6 protein-coding genes are annotated in these 15,416 nt (G+C 62.4%); 2 read left to right on the forward strand and 4 right to left on the reverse strand.

Features of this window, described 5'->3' with window-relative positions; translation table 11 throughout:
- Together ASD02_RS25490 and ASD02_RS25495 are read right to left on the reverse strand one after the other, a co-directional pair.
- A partial coding sequence (locus tag ASD02_RS25490; RefSeq protein ID WP_156408075.1) for a biotin carboxylase N-terminal domain-containing protein occupies window positions 1–1,199 on the reverse strand: 1,199 nt, incomplete at its 3' end.
- Window positions 1,200–1,314: 115 nt separating this feature from the next.
- The gene (locus ASD02_RS25495; protein WP_057210879.1) at window positions 1,315–2,055 is read right to left on the reverse strand and encodes an autoinducer binding domain-containing protein; all 741 of its coding nucleotides are present in this window, start codon (window positions 2,053–2,055) and stop codon (window positions 1,315–1,317) included.
- A 388-nt stretch (window positions 2,056–2,443) separates the two neighbouring features.
- Here ASD02_RS25495 and ASD02_RS25500 point away from each other — a divergent pair, with 388 nt between their 5' ends.
- Window positions 2,444–4,201 (forward strand): glucan ABC transporter ATP-binding protein/ permease, encoded by a 1,758-nt coding sequence (locus ASD02_RS25500; RefSeq protein ID WP_025425240.1) that lies wholly within the window; start codon window positions 2,444–2,446, stop codon window positions 4,199–4,201.
- Between the two features lie 349 nt (window positions 4,202–4,550).
- Window positions 4,551–4,853, forward strand: a complete 303-nt coding sequence (locus ASD02_RS25505; RefSeq protein ID WP_025425241.1) for a hypothetical protein — start codon at window positions 4,551–4,553, stop codon at window positions 4,851–4,853.
- 248 nt (window positions 4,854–5,101) lie between these two features.
- Here the strand turns inward: ASD02_RS25505 and opgC are convergent, their stop codons facing one another.
- On the reverse strand, window positions 5,102–6,259 hold the full coding sequence (gene opgC, locus ASD02_RS25510; protein WP_025425242.1) for an OpgC domain-containing protein: 1,158 nt from the start codon (window positions 6,257–6,259) through the stop codon (window positions 5,102–5,104).
- Window positions 6,260–6,471: 212 nt separating this feature from the next.
- Window positions 6,472–15,087, reverse strand: coding sequence for a cyclic beta-(1,2)-glucan synthase (ndvB, locus tag ASD02_RS25515; RefSeq protein ID WP_025425243.1), 8,616 nt, complete (start codon window positions 15,085–15,087; stop codon window positions 6,472–6,474).
- Window positions 15,088–15,416: the final 329 nt, after the last annotated feature.

The raw sequence follows: 15,416 nt of genomic DNA on the forward strand, positions 1-15,416 counted from the left end.
GGATCGTAGTAGCGGGTGATGACCGCGCCCGAATAGGCGGTGCCGCCATCGAGCCGGATGCCGAAGCCGGTTGCGCCGCGATAGGCAGTGATGCGGCCATAGTCCGGAATGAAGTTCTGCTCGGGATCTTCCGTGGTGATGCGGCACTGCAGCGCGTGGCCGTTGAGGCGGATATTTTCCTGCGACGGCACGCCGGATTCCGGCGTGCCGATGGCATAACCGTCGAGGATGTGGATCTGCGCCTTGACGATATCGATGCCGGTGACCACCTCGGTCACCGTGTGCTCGACCTGGATGCGCGGATTGACTTCGATGAAGTAGAATTTGCCGCTGTCGGCATCCATCAGATACTCGACAGTACCGGCGCCGATGTAGTTAGTCGCCTCGGCAATGCGCTTGGAATAGGCGGCAAGCTCTTCGCGCTGGCTGGCGTTGAGGTAAGGCGCCGGCGCGCGCTCGACGACCTTCTGGTTGCGCCGCTGGATGGAGCAGTCGCGCTCGAACAGATGCACGACGTTGCCGTGGGTATCGCCGAGAACCTGGCTTTCGACGTGGCGGGCACGCTCGACCAGCTTTTCGAGGTAGACCTCGTCCTTGCCGAAGGCGGCCTTGGCCTCGCGCTTGGCTTCCGTCACCTCGCGGGCGAGATCCTTCGGGTCGCGGATCGCGCGCATGCCGCGCCCGCCGCCGCCCCAGGAAGCCTTCAGCATCACCGGATAGCCGATCGCCTCGGCCATCTTCGCCACTTCAGCCATGTCTTCGGGAAGCGGTTCCGTCGCCGGCACGACCGGTACACCGATCGAGATCGCCAGGTTGCGGGCGGCAACCTTGTTGCCGAGCTGGCGCATGGTTTCCGGCTTCGGGCCGATGAAGGTGATGCCGGCCTCGGCGCAGGCCTCGGCGAATTCGGGGCTTTCCGACAACAGGCCGTAGCCCGGATGAATGGCATCGGCGCCGGAAAGCTTGGCGACGCGGATCACTTCCTCGATCGACAGGTAACTCTCGATCGGCCCGAGGTCCCGCGACAGATGCGGGCCGCGGCCGACCTGATAACTTTCGTCCGCCTTGAAGCGGTGCAGCGCCAGTTTGTCCTCTTCAGCCCATATCGCGACCGTTTTCAGACCTAGTTCATTGGCCGCGCGAAACACGCGGATTGCAATTTCGGAACGGTTGGCAACAAGGATCTTCGAAATGGGCAAGTCGGACTCCTCAAGACTTGAAACGCGGGAAATGCTGCACCCGCGAAGTAAAGTATTAGCGGGTCGCGGAATGAAGCGCAATTTCAGAGTCGAGCGGAAATCCGAGAGAAATGGATCAGGAAATGAGCCCCAGCCGGAAGGCGATCGCCACGACGTGGTGACGGTTCTTGCCCTTCAGTTTCTCCTGGATGCCGTTCATGTACCAATCGACTGTGTGACTGGAAATATCGAGCACCTTGCTGATATCGTTCGAGGTCATGCCGTCGGCGAGATAGTTGAGCGCTTCCATTTCGCGCCGCGTCATCTGCACTTCGACACGCGATGCGAGTTCGGCTGAAATCTCCGGATCGGTCAGTTCCAGCAGTTTCCAGAACAGACGCTTGGCAATCTGGTCGAACAGGCTGATTTCAATAGGGCTCAAATCGACGACGCGGCCGCCGACCGTGAGATTGCCCAACAGGCCGCGGCGGCCGTGCACCGGAAAGATGTAACCGTCATAGAGGCCGTGGTTGCGGGCCTCGATCATCATGCTTTCCATGCGCTTGCGATGCGGGTCGGAACGGAAGGCAAACAGTGTGTCGCGCCAGCGGAAGCCGCGCTGGGCGTGACCGAGGTAGCGGATGGTCGGATCGATCACGACAAACTTCTTGCGGATGTAGATCTGCGGCCAGCCTTCCGGCCAGCGACCGGCGAGCAGCAGCCTCAACGGGTTTTCGTGAGGCTTCGGCTGCCTGACGACCCCGTAGAAGTCGAAGCCGCAGCGGTCGAGCAACCGTTCGAACTCCGGTACGATTTCTTCGCGCGTCTTCATCTCTTCGATCAGCGCAAGAAATTGCACAAGCAGCGTGATATTCATGGATCACCTTCCAGGTAGAACACGTGTGCGAGGGCCGGAAACCGGACATGAATGAACCGTTCAGGGGCCATTCATGTTGCACCCGCGATAATTCGACATACCACGCCCGGTCTTGTGCGAAAATCGCGGGAAATCGGAATTGGACGGAAAAGATAGCAGACTATGAATACTCTCGCCAAGCCCAACGACGGGCGAACGGAGTTTCGCTATCAAAACCGCCTCAAGCTCCTGTTTTTCCTAAAATATCGCAAATGACCGTCCCAGAGCGGCCTTGGCGGCCGGCAAATCGCGGCCTCGTGCCCGACGGCCGGAGGTGTTGAGGCGTGACGCATTTGCCGCACGAATGTTTGGTGCGGCGCAAAATCCGGTACCCGGAAGGGGTGAGACAGTGTCATTGTTCCAAGTGTATGCAAGAGCGCTTCAGTATCTTGCGGTTCACAAGTTCCGTGTCTCGGCGATCGTGCTCGCCAACGTCGTGCTCGCCGTCATCACGATTGCGGAGCCGATCCTGTTTGGTCGCATCATCGACGCCATTTCCTCCAAAGGCGCAGTAACGCCGATGCTGCTGATGTGGGCAGGCCTGGGTGTGTTCAACACCGTCGCCTTCGTCCTCGTCGCCCGCGAAGCGGATCGGCTGGCCCATGGCCGTCGCGCCACGCTGCTGACGGAAGCCTTCGGCCGCATCGTCTCGATGCCGCTCTCCTGGCACAGCCAGCGCGGTACGTCGAACGCGCTGCATACGCTGCTTCGCGCCTGTGAAACGCTGTTCGGTCTCTGGCTCGAATTCATGCGCCAGCATCTGGCAACGGCGGTAGCGCTCGTCCTGCTCATCCCGACCGCGTTTGCGATGGATGTACGCCTGTCGCTGGTGCTCGTCGTCCTCGGTGTCTCCTATGTGCTGGTCAGCAAGGCTGTCATGAACCGCACCAAGGAAGGCCAGGCCTCGGTCGAGAACCACTATCACACGGTTTTCTCCCACGTTTCCGACGCCATCAGCAACGTTTCGGTCGTTCACAGCTACAACCGCATCGAAGCCGAAACGCGCGAACTCAAGAAGTTCACCGAACGCCTGATCTCCGCCCAGTTCCCCGTGCTTGACTGGTGGGCGCTGGCAAGCGCGCTCAACCGCGTCGCTTCGACCATCTCGATGATGACGATCCTCGTCATCGGCACCGTGCTCGTCCAGCGCGGCGAACTCGGCGTCGGCGAAGTCATCGCCTTCATCGGCTTTGCCAACCTGCTGATCGGCCGTCTCGACCAGATGAAGGCTTTCGTTACGCAGATCTTCGAAGCCCGCGCCAAGCTTGAAGACTTCTTCCAGCTCGAAGATTCGGTGCGCGAACGCGAAGAGCCGGCCGGTGCGATGGACCTGGGCGCGGTCAAGGGCGAAGTGGAATTCCGCGACGTGTCCTTCGACTTCGCCAACACCACGCAGGGCGTGCGCAACGTGTCCTTCACGGCCAAGGCCGGCCAGACGATCGCGATCGTCGGCCCGACCGGCGCCGGTAAGACCACGCTCGTCAACCTGCTGCAGCGCGTTCACGAACCGCGTGACGGCCAGATCCTGATCGACGGCGTCCATATCGCCAAGGTCACGCGCAAGTCGCTGCGCCGCTCGATCGCCACCGTCTTCCAGGACGCCGGCCTGATGAACCGCTCGATCTGCGAAAACATCCGGCTTGGCCGCGACGACGCGTCGCTCGACGAAGTGATGGCTGCCGCCGAAGCGGCTGCCGCCAGCGACTTCATCGAAAGCCGCAACAATGGCTACGACACCGTCGTCGGCGAACGCGGCAACCGCCTGTCTGGCGGCGAGCGCCAGCGCGTTGCGATTGCCCGCGCCATCCTCAAGAACGCACCGATCCTGGTGCTCGACGAGGCGACCAGCGCGCTCGACGTCGAGACCGAGGCTCGGGTGAAGGATGCGATCGATGCGCTTCGCAAGGACCGCACCACCTTCATCATCGCCCACCGCCTGTCGACGGTGCGCGAGGCCGATCTGGTGATCTTCATGGATCAAGGTCGGATCGTCGAGATGGGCGGCTTCAACGAGCTCAGCCAGAGCAACGGCCGCTTCGCCGCCCTGCTTCGCGCCAGCGGCATCCTGACGGACGAAGACGTCCGCATGAGCCACACGGCGGCCTGAGCCGACGCCTTATAGATCACGCAATGCAAAAGGCCCCGGACCCTCCGGGGCTTTTTTCGTTTATGCCGCTCGCATTGACTTGGCTCTTGCAATCCCGTTCAAGTACTGCGCCGTCGTTTGCTGGACGGCACTGCATGCAGCCGCCATTGGCGTCATGGGTTCTCGGTCAGAACGGCCAGCGAATTCGGCGTTAGCGAAGGCCAGCGAACATCCTTCGGAAGGTAGGTCACGATTGACCGTTTTATTCGATGGTCGGGTCATGGCTGATTATCATCAGTTCTAGCTCGCAGACGCTTCCAACAACCTACATCTCCCATCGAACTGGACAGACGAAGACTTCAAGATCCGAATGCTTGCAGGCAACGATGCGCTGGTCGTCGTGACTGCTCGGAACAGGGATGTTGCGGTTATCGTGGAACTGCACGAACAGATGCCGAAGATCGACATCGAAAATGCGGATCATGTCGTCATCGGACGGCTCCACACGTCAGGCCAAATCGTCATAGCCGGGCTAACTGACTATCTTCAAGAGGTTCATGTTCGCGTTCCTGCGGGGCATCTGGACGCCATGGTCGTGTCGACCGGACTTCGCACCCTGAGTGACGTCGGCCTACGCCGGGCGTCTTTATTAGACGCGCAAAGGTCGCTGTAGCCCTTTGAATGGCTGCAGTTTTTGTCCTTCAATCGAATAAGATTAAAGGAAACATGCAGTAGATGGCGATGATCGGTACCGCGTGTATCTCTGGGCCCTGCGAAGCAGGCGGAATTACTGTCCTGCGCGCCAATGGCAAGACGATCGAACTCGAGGGTAGGGGCCCCCAAGTTCCGCGGCCGGCTGCCTACACATTTGAACCGGCGGCCGAGCCTTGATGCAAACCCTTGGTCGTCCTTATCGTTTCATCATGTCGCTCGCATCGGTTTCGCGCTGACGACGCCCCGCAACCATTCCAGATAGTAGCCGTAAACGAAGTGCAGGCCGATGCCGACGATCACGAAGAGCGTGCCGGCGATCGGGTTCCGGCCGGTCACGAACAACAGCACCTGACCGACCATCGCCAGGATAGTGCCGAAAATGAAGATCGGCAGGGAATGGCGGCCGACCATCGCCAGCGGGTGGTCGGCATCGAGCCGGGCGAGGCGATTGACGGCGGGAATGACGGCGACGAGATAGGCGATCGCGAGAACATGGCTTAGCCGCGTCAGTGACAGGAAGGTCTTGTCGAAACCGGTCAGCACCGCCGGAAGACCGAAGGACAGGTCGATGTTCCACCAGGAGAAGAGAACCCACAGCGCCGAAACGACGAGATAGATCGCGGCGATCGCGATCAGCAGCGGCCTGCGCGGCAGGACTGCGCCCTGGCGGATCGCGGTCATCGAGACGATGCCGATGACGAAGAGGAACTGCCAGGACCACGGATTGAGAAACCAGTAGCCCTCGTCGAGGAAGTTGGAGGGCACCAGCTTGAACACCCCGGCCACAAGCCAGAGCAGCGCGGAAAACACGAGGAGCAGCCGGCTGCTGATGCCGTTCAGCCAGAGGATGCCGGGCAGCATCAGGAACAGCACCGCATACATCGACAGGATGTTGTTATAGCCGAGTTGGTGCCCGAGCAGGACCATCGCGACGATGCCTTGCTCGGTCTGCTCGACGAAGGGTCGGATGTTTATCTCGCTGATCAGGTCCTGCCGGCCGAAATAGAGGGCGCCGCCGGCAAAGATCGCCAGTGTGACGATACTGGTCATGATATGGGCGACGTAGAGCGCCAGCGCCCGCCGCCAGATCTTGAGCGTCAGCGCCAAGCATGCGCCGGACACGAACTTGCCGCCATAGGCAAGCCCGACGGAGAGGCCAGAGATGAGCACGAAGGCCTCGGCCGAATCCGAGAAGCCGAAGTTCTTGTGGGTCAGATATTCGAGATATTGCCCGGGCACGTGGTTGACGAAGATCGTCAGAAGGCAGAGCGCCCTCAACACGTCGAGGCGCGTGTCGCGCTCCTTGGGAACCATGCGGGCGGATATCGTCGGGTTCGAGCCGCCCCCAAATGTGTTTTGCAGCATGCGGTCTAGTATCCGGGATCTGGCGCCCCTGCCCCACCCCTGTTGAAACGGGCACCGGACATGCGCTTAGCCCCAGGGGCAAGCGCATGTTCGATGCCGTCGATCGATGCACGAGCCCGTCAGGGTTCGTGCCGCCGGCAAATCAGCAAGAAAAAACCGGCCTTGCCCGTTCGGGTGCAAAGCCGGTTCCAACGTTCATTCAATACCGGCAGTTACAGCAAAATGCCTTCATGCGCGTTTTTTGTGACACTATTATTGATGCTGACGATCGGCTCGCGACTTTTTGCATCGCGCTTGACCGAAATCTTGTGCTTCGTGCCGTTCAGCGTCACTTCCGCCGAGTAGCCGTCCCAGGCCTCCGGCAACACCGGTCGGATGACCAGCTTGTCGCCATGTCGGCGGATGCCGAGAATACCCTCGACGCCGGCGCGGTAGAGCCAGCCGGCCGACCCGGTATACCAGGTCCAGCCGCCGCGTCCGGCGAGCGCGCCTTCGCCATAGATATCGGCGGCGACCACATAGGGCTCGACCCGATAGTGGTCCGCGTCTTCGCGGCTGAGGGCATGCGAGACAGGGTTCAGCATCTGGAAGACACGCCAGGCTTCCTCGGCCCTTCCCTGCTCGGCAAAGGCCAGCGCCACCCAGGTCGCCGCATGGGTATATTGGCCGCCGTTCTCCCGTACGCCAGGCGGATAGGCCTTGATATAGCCCGGGTCCTGCCTGGTTCTTTCAAGCGGCGGCGTGAACAGCCGGACAATGCGGCGATCCGGATCGACGAGCTCGGCCATGACCGCATCCATCGCATTCTGCGATCGCTGCTCGTCACCCTCGCCTGAAAGCACGCTCCAAGACTGGCCGATCGAATCGATCCGGCATTCGTCGCTTTCGCTCGATCCGAGCGGCGCGCCATCGTCGTAGTAGCCGCGACGATAGTAGTCACCATCCCAGCCGGCTTCGTCGAGCACCTTTTTCAAGGTGGCGAGATGCGCTTCCCAATGGCTGACGCGCGCCTTGTCCTTGCGCTCGCGGGCAAAGGGCAGGAAGCCGCGCAGCGTGCCCGCCAGGAACCAGCCGAGCCAGACGCTGGTGCCGCGGCCGGCAATGCCGACGCGGTTCATGCCGTCGTTCCAGTCGCCGCCGAGAATGAGCGGCAGGCCATTTTCGCCGCTGCGCTTGATCGCGAGATCGAGTGCGCGGGCGCAATGCTCGTAGACGTCGGCGATCTCGTCCGAGATCTCCGGCTTGTAGAAGCTGTCGTGCTGCCCTTCCTCGAGCGCCGGTCCGGTGATGAAGGCGATCTTCTCACCGAGAATGTCGGCGTTCCCCGTCACTTCGCAGTAGTGCGTGACGGCATGGGCAAGCCAGACGACATCGTCCGAGATCATTGTTCGCACGCCGGCGCCGGTGCCCGGCAGCCACCAATGCTGCACGTCACCCTCGACGAACTGCCGCGCGGCCGCGTTGAGGATCTGTGCCCGTGCCAGTTCCGGCCGATGGATCAGGAACGCCAGCGTATCCTGCAGCTGGTCGCGGAAGCCGAAGGCGCCGCTCGCCTGGTAGAAGGCCGAGCGTGCCATGATCCGGCAACCAAGGCTCTGATAGGGCAGCCAGTTGTTGATCATGGTGTTGAAGGCCGCATCCGGCGTTTCCACCTTCACGATGTCGGTGAACTCGGTCCAGAAGGACTTGGCGGCGTCCATGACGGTGTCGAACGCAGTCTGGCGCAACTCGCCGAGAACCGAGCGCATCTGCTCGTCGTTGTCGGCGTCGCCGAGGATGAAGGTGAGCTGCTTTTCGGCACCGGGCTCGATCACCAGATCGGTCGCCAACGCCGCACAGGCGTCGCCATCCACATCGATCGAGCCGGAAAGCTCGGCGCCAGCGAAAACGGCCTGCGGCACCAGAATGCCGCCGACCCGCCCGAGGAACTCGCGACGGCTTGCCGTATGGCTCACACCTTCACCGCCATCGACAGCAAAGAAGGCCGAACGACCGGCATAGTCGATGCTGTAGGGGTTGGTTGCAACCAGCGCATCGGAGGCTTCGTCCCAGGTCGACAGAACGAAGGGCGCCATGCGGGCCCGGTTGTTGCCGAGCACCCATTCGGCAAAGCCGTAGACCTTCAGCTGGCGGGCAGCCGTGGAGCGGTTGCGGATCGAGATGCGGACCAGCTTGGCCGGCAAGGTCCGGTGCACCGTGTGGGCTGCCTCGATATCGAGATCGTCCTGTGTGCTGCGGAATGTCGAATAGCCAAGTCCGTGGCGCGTCTCGAAGACGACCGACCGGCTGCGCGACAGGGCAGCGTATGGCGTCAGCACTGCGCCGCTCGCCATGTCGCGGATGAAGACCGCTTCGCCCGGCCGGTTGACGACCACATCGTTGGCCCACGGCGTCAGCTGGTAGTCGCGCGAGTTGCGGCTCCAGGTGAAGGCGGCCCCTTCGGCCGAAACGTGGAAGCCGAACTGCTCGTTGGAGATGACGTTGATCCACGGCTGCGGTGTCGCCTCGCCGCCGCGCAGGCGCACGACATATTCGCGCCCACCTTCGGCAAAGCCGCCGTAGCCGTTCCAGAAATCGAGACCGTCACCGACAATCTCCGCATCGACGGCGTCGGCCGGCTGCTGCGGGGCGGCGAGCAGAGCGAAGTTGCTTTCGCTGCCCTTCACCGGTGGCGTCGAATAGAGCGAATTGGCGCGGGCGATCTGGTCGGAGATCGTGCCGTTGCGGGCATGGAAGACGGCGCGGGAAGCCGACAAGAGCGTCGACCAGGTCTCCGCCTCCATCAGGTCGCGGCGCACCGAGAAGATGTGCTGGCGCGGACCGTCGGAGAGGCCGCGAAGCCTCAGGTTCTCGCACATCGAATCGAGCGCGTGCTGCATGTCCTGGGCATAGGACGAGGCCCGCTCGTTGATGATCACCAGATCGGCGGTAATGCCGCGCGCGCGCAGATATTCCTGTGCCCTGAGGGCCTCACGAGCGATGCCGAGGTCACCGTCATCGTTGATGCGCAGGCAGAAGATCGGGAAGTCGCCCGAGATTGCCAGCGGCCAGAGCGTTGACTGCGACGCGAGCCCCGCCTGAACCGTTGCGGTATCGGCGCGCAGGTGCATGTCGGGGTAGACGAGGTAGCGTCCGAGCATCTGGAAGCTTGCGGCCTCCTGCGAGGTGACGCCGACATGGCGCATCTGCACCTGACTGCGCGTCCAGGCATGGATCAGCTCGTGATTGAAGGTTTCCGTGTGCCTGTAGCGATCGATGGCGCGGTCGACGGCCTCGCGGTTCGGGGCCGCGATCGTCCAGAAGACGACGCTGACCTTCTTGCCGGCCGGAACCCGAACGACACGTCGAAGCGACATGATCGGGTCGAGCGTAAAGCCATCGGTTCCCGAAAGCACCGCGTCGGTGTCGAAGGCGGCGGCCTCGGCAAGGGTGCGCCCCTGGCCGATGAAGCGGCGACGGTCGGTCTCCGCCTCGGTCGGACGGTCGCTGCCGGCATTATCGGTGACGAGATGCGCCACTTCCATATCCGGATCGCCTGAGCTGCGCTTGTTGCGGCTGACATGGATGACGTCGCCGCGCCGGCTGATCTCCGTGCGCAGGAACATCTTGGAGAAGGCGGGATGCGCGCTGTCGGCCTCGTCGGTCGACAGCACCGGTTCGGCATAGGACGTCACCTCGATGAAGCGGTCCTGCGTTCCGGTGTTGAGCAGGATGACGCGGCGGCCTTCGGCATCGTGCTCGGTGGCAACGATGCACTCGACTTCGCTGGTGAGGTCGCCGACGGTCTTGACGAATTCGGCCTTGTCGTCACCGAACCGCGTCAGGAGCTTTTCGCCGACGGCGCGCCGGGGCTCGGCGGTGGCCGACCACCAGTCGCCCGTCGTCGTGTCGCGCAGGAAAATGAAGGTGCCCGTGCGGTCCTCGACCGGGTCCGGCTTCCAGCGGGTGACCGACTGGCCGTTCCAGCGGGCATAACCGGCACCGGTTGCCGTCAGCATGACGGCGTAGTGGCCGTTGGACAGGAACACGGTTTCGCGGTCCTGGGCGAGCGGGTTTTCGATGACCCGAACCTCCGGACGCAACAGATCGTCCTGGCCCTTGCCGAGCGATTCCGGCTCGCGCTTGGCGTTCATGATCGGAATATCGCGCGGCGCCTTTTCCTGCAGCAGCAGTTCGGCCGCCTCGATTACCGGATCGGCGTGGAACCATTCGCGCAGCCTGCCGGTGAATACGACGTTGGCGACAGCGGCGATCGACATGCCATGGTGGTGGGCATAGTAGTTGCGCACGACGGCGCATTTCTGCCCCTCGGGCACGCGCGTCGGCGTGAAGTCGACGGCATCGTGGAAGCCGTAAACGCCGAGCGCCCCGACTTCGCGCAGTCGACCGAGATTGGCGAGCGCCGCCTTCGGATCGTACATGCAGGCGAGAATGGAGGCGTAGGGCGCGATGACGGCGTTCTGCCCGAGGCCACGCTTGAGGCCAAGCGTCGGCACACCGAAGTTGGTGTACTGGTAGGTCAGCTCGTGGTCGCGCGCATTGAAGGCCGCTTCGGAGATGCCCCACGGCGTGCCGAGACGGCGGCCGTGATTGATCTGCTCCTTGACCACCAGATTGTTGGTCTGGTTGAGGATACCGCCCTGCCGCTCCTGCATCACCAGCGGCGGCATCAGATATTCGAACATCGAACCGGACCAGGAGATCAGCGCGCCACGCGCGCCGATCGGCACGATCGGACGGCCGAGCTTGTACCAGTGCTCGGTCGGCAGGTCGCCCTTGGCGATCGCGAACAGGCTGGTCAGACGGGCCTCGGACGCCAGAAGATCGTAGCAGGCCTCGTCGAGCTCATTGGCGTTGACGCGGAAGCCGATTGACAGCAGGCGACGCTCGGGCCGGAACAGGAAGCCGAAATCCATCGAGAAGGCGATGTCGCGAGCACGATCCTTTAGAACCGCCAAGCGCTGGCGCAGCGCTTCGATGGCGCCAAGATCGAACACGCCGTCGGCAATATGCGCTTCGCAGGTGGTGACCAGCGCGTTCGCCCACTTCGTCACTTCGCTGCTCTGGGCCGTGCGAACCTCATGGTCGAGGTTGACGGTCAGCTTGTGCATGTCGCGCGCCAGAACGGCGAGATTGATCACGCGGATCGATGCGAATTCATGCTCGCGCTTGACGGCAGCCAGAGCATTCTGGAAGCCGACGATGCGCTCCTCGATCAGGCGGCGCAGCGGGCGAACGGTCTTGCGGTCGTCAGGCAGGTCGTTCAGCACCTCGGCAAGAATGGCGACGACGTCGCCAATGCCGTCAAGGCTGCCCTGGACATGCGCCGACGGCGCTTCCGCCCATTCCCGACACATGGACGACACGGCGATCAGGTGGCCGGCAAGATTGCCGCTGTCGACCGACGAGATGTAGCGCGGCTCCATCGTTTCGAGCGTGTTGGTGCGGTACCAGTTGAACAGGTGGCCGCGATATTTCGGCATCCGGTCGATGGTCGCAATCGTCTGCTCCAGGCGGTTGATCGTTTCTTCGAAGCCGATCCAGCCGAAGTCGCGTGCCGACATGACCGAGAGTAGGTAGACGCCGATATTGGTCGGCGAGGTGCGCTCGGCCAGCACCGGCTGCGGCGTTTCCTGGAAGTTGTCCGGCGGCAGAAAATTCTGCTCGGCGGTCACGAAGGTCTCGAAATAGCGCCAGGTGCGCCGCGCGATCAGGCGCATTTCCTCGATCGCCTCGTCGGAAACGACCAGCTGGTCCTCGGTTTCGGCCGATTGGCTGACGAACCACGCGACAGCGGGAGAAAGCGCCCAGAGCAGGGCAAAGGGAATGCCGATGAAGGGCAGGCCGGTATCGGAAATCGCCGCAAGCGCCAGCGACAGAACCGACAGCGCCGGTGCGATCCACATCGCCTTGTAATAATCACCGATGCTTCCATGCCCGGCACTTTGCACCTGGGCAGCGGTGCGCCATTCCAGCATCAGCTTGCGGCTGACGAAGGTGCGGTAGAGCGAACGCACGATCGCGTCGCCCATCATCGCCGCGCCATGGGCGATGAAGACGATGCGAAGGGCGACCTGGGCATTGGCGGCACGAACTTCGGTCAGCACAGCATGGAGGTGGGCACGGGCGACGATGTCGTTGCGGCGCGGCAGGAGGCCATTGATCAGCGACAGCGTCGGGGCGACGAACAAGCTGAAGATCAGCACGATCTGCCAGATCAGCGCCTCGGTCGGCTGCATGTAGTACCAGCCCATGACAGAGGCGACGAGCCAGGCGCAGGGGATCAGCGAACGGCGCAAATTGTCGTACATCTTCCACCGGCCGAGCATCGACAGGCCGTTCGACGGGTTGAAGATATAGGGCAGCAGCTGCCAGTCGCCGCGGGCCCAGCGATGCTGGCGCGACATCTCTACCTCGTAGCGGGTCGGGAAATCCTCGACGAGTTCGACGTCCGTCACCAGCGCGCAGCGCACAAACGAGCCTTCGAGCAGGTCGTGGCTGAGAACGGCATTTTCCTCGATCCGCCCCTTGAGCGCGGCCTCGAAAGCATCGACGTGATAGAGGCCCTTGCCGGTGAAGCTGCCTTCGCCAGCGATGTCCTGGTAGACGTCGGAAACGGTGAAGACATAGGGGTCGATGCCACGATTGGCCGAGAAGATGCGCTGGAAGGCCGAGGCTTCGCTTCCAGTCGTCAGCGACGGCGTCACGCGCGGCTGTAGCAGGCTGTAGCCGGCAATCACCTTCTGTGTTTCCGGGTCGACGATCGGGCGGTTGATCGGGTGGTACATCTTGCCGACGAGCTTCGTCACCGCGTCGCGCATCAGGCGCGTATCGGCGTCGAGCGTCATGACATATTGAACGTTCTCCGGCACGGTATTGGCGCCCTGGAGGAACGAGGTGTCGCGATCGCCGCGCAGCAGCATGTTCAGCTCATGCAGCTTGCCGCGCTTGCGCTCCCAACCCATCCATACGCCTTCCGCCTCGTTGAAGAGGCGGCGGCGGTGCAGCAGGAAGAAACGCGTCCTGCCGTCATAGGCATAACGCGCCGAAAGCTCGGCAACCTCGCGCCGGGCATAGTCGAGAACATCGGTATCGGCCGGGGTTTCCTCGAACTTGCTGTCGATCCAGTCGCTGAGCAGCGCGAAAGAGATCTCGCCGCGCGGATTGGCGAGGTAGTGAACCTCGAGATTGCGCACGAGTTCGTCGACATGGTCGCGCTTGGAGATCAGGCAGGGCACGACGACGAGCGTGCGGGCATATTCCGGAACGCCATCGAGGAACTCATAGCCGACCAGGCGCGACGGTTTGACGAACAGCGTGACGAGCGTGTTGAACAGACCCATCGCACCTTCGGACGCCGGCAGCGCAAACAGCAGAAGCATGATCAGCTTCGCGCCGTTCGGAATATCCATCGGGCTGACGAAGGCATAGACGGCGACCATCGCCAGGATCGTCAGGAGAATGTTCGGTCCGGCGATCGCAAACCAGTCGAGCTTGCGGCTGAGGCGAATGATGCTCTGCAGCACCGACGGCCGGTAGCCGATCTTCTGCTCGAGCGCCTTGCGCTGCTTGCCGACAAGGAAGGAGCCAACGTTCGGCTCATGAAGCTGCGGCTCGACTGCAGCCACCGCTTCCGCTTCCTTCACCATCTCGATGGCGATCTGGGTGACTTCGTATTCGCTGTGGCCGGAGCGGCGCGCCAGCTTTTCGATCGTATCGCGGTATTTGTTGCGCGAGCCGAATTCGAGCGCGGCGTAATCGGAACCATCGCGCAGCGCCGCATCGATCTTGCTGACGCTTTCGAACCAGACGGCCCAGTCGGTATCGTCGATCTCGCGCAGGCTGCGGATGATGTTGCTCATCGTCGCATTGCCTGACGACAGGCGGTTCTGCTCGGCGACCAGCGCGTCCTCGACGTCGCTGCCGCGCTTCTCGAGCTGTTCCTCGATCCAGGCGATCACCGAGCCGGAGGTCTGCGAGCCATCGCGCATGCGGTAGAGCAGCTGGGCGACGAAGGTATTGTCCGCCGCAAGCGCCTCGGATTCGGCCAGCAGCGCTCGCAACTTTTCCGGGTCGTTGTGACGGATGATCTGGTCGGCGATGTCGTTGGCCTTGCGCCGCATGCCGCGCGAACGCTCGACGCGGATGGCGATGCGCCGCAGGTTCTCGATGAGAACGAAGCGCAGGATCGAGGGCAAGGCCCACAATTCGCCGATCTTGAACGTGTCGTGCTTCTGGAAGCCCTCGACCATCGCGGTAATGCTTTCCCGCGAGACCGTGCTGTGCGTATGGGCGACATAGAGCCAGGCGAGCGCCATCGTGCGCGGAATGACTGTTCCGGAGACGGACAGCGTGGGCAGCTGGCGATAGAACTTGCGCGGGAAGTCGCGGCGGACTTCCTGGATCGCTTCCTCGACCACGTGGTGGTTGTCGAGCAGCCATTCGGCGGCCGGCGTGATCGACGCCCCCGCTTCGACATCAGCCGCTGTTGCCCGATACACCCTCAGGATTTCGTTTTCATTCTCGCGGTGGCGCGGGCGGAATTCGAACGGGAAGAAGCCCGGCAGGGACGGTGCGCCCTTGAGCGCAAGGGTCTCGCCGCTTTGCCGCAGATCCTCCATCGAGAAAAAGGTCGAGCGGATCGAATCGTTGTAATCGATCTGTTTCGCTTCCGGTTCGCGAGAAGAGGAGGTCGGCGTGTTGTGAAGGGGCATGGGTGCTGGTTCTGAATCCAACCGGGGTTGATCGGCCCGGCTCTCGTTGTTCTGCCGGGTTGGCTGCGGTCCTGAAGTTCCAGGCTTGGCCGGCACGTTGCTAGACACGGTCATGTGTCCTCCCATCCGCCGTCATTTTCCGGCAAACCGGAAACTGGCGGAAACTGGCGCCGCCCTTGAACTGGGCATCAGAGAAAGCAAAGCCGGCGGCGCATTGGTTTTCAAGGCCGCGTGATGCATGAAAGTGGCATTTTTTAGCCGTGGTGCCAACAGCTTGCAAGGATCGGCGGCGCAAGTTTGGACGAATTGCGCACACTCTCATCGGGCGAAAACGCAATAGTCCGCGCTCGCCTATGGCAACCTCAAATCTATGTATCAATTTTGCCCCTTCCCGGCGCATCTCTGGGTAGCAGTCCGTCGCGAAACGCCGACGGCGTCAGGAA

Origin of the sequence: Ensifer sp. Root1252 (assembly GCF_001425885.1) — a bacterium.
Lineage (GTDB): Bacteria > Pseudomonadota > Alphaproteobacteria > Rhizobiales > Rhizobiaceae > Ensifer > Ensifer canadensis.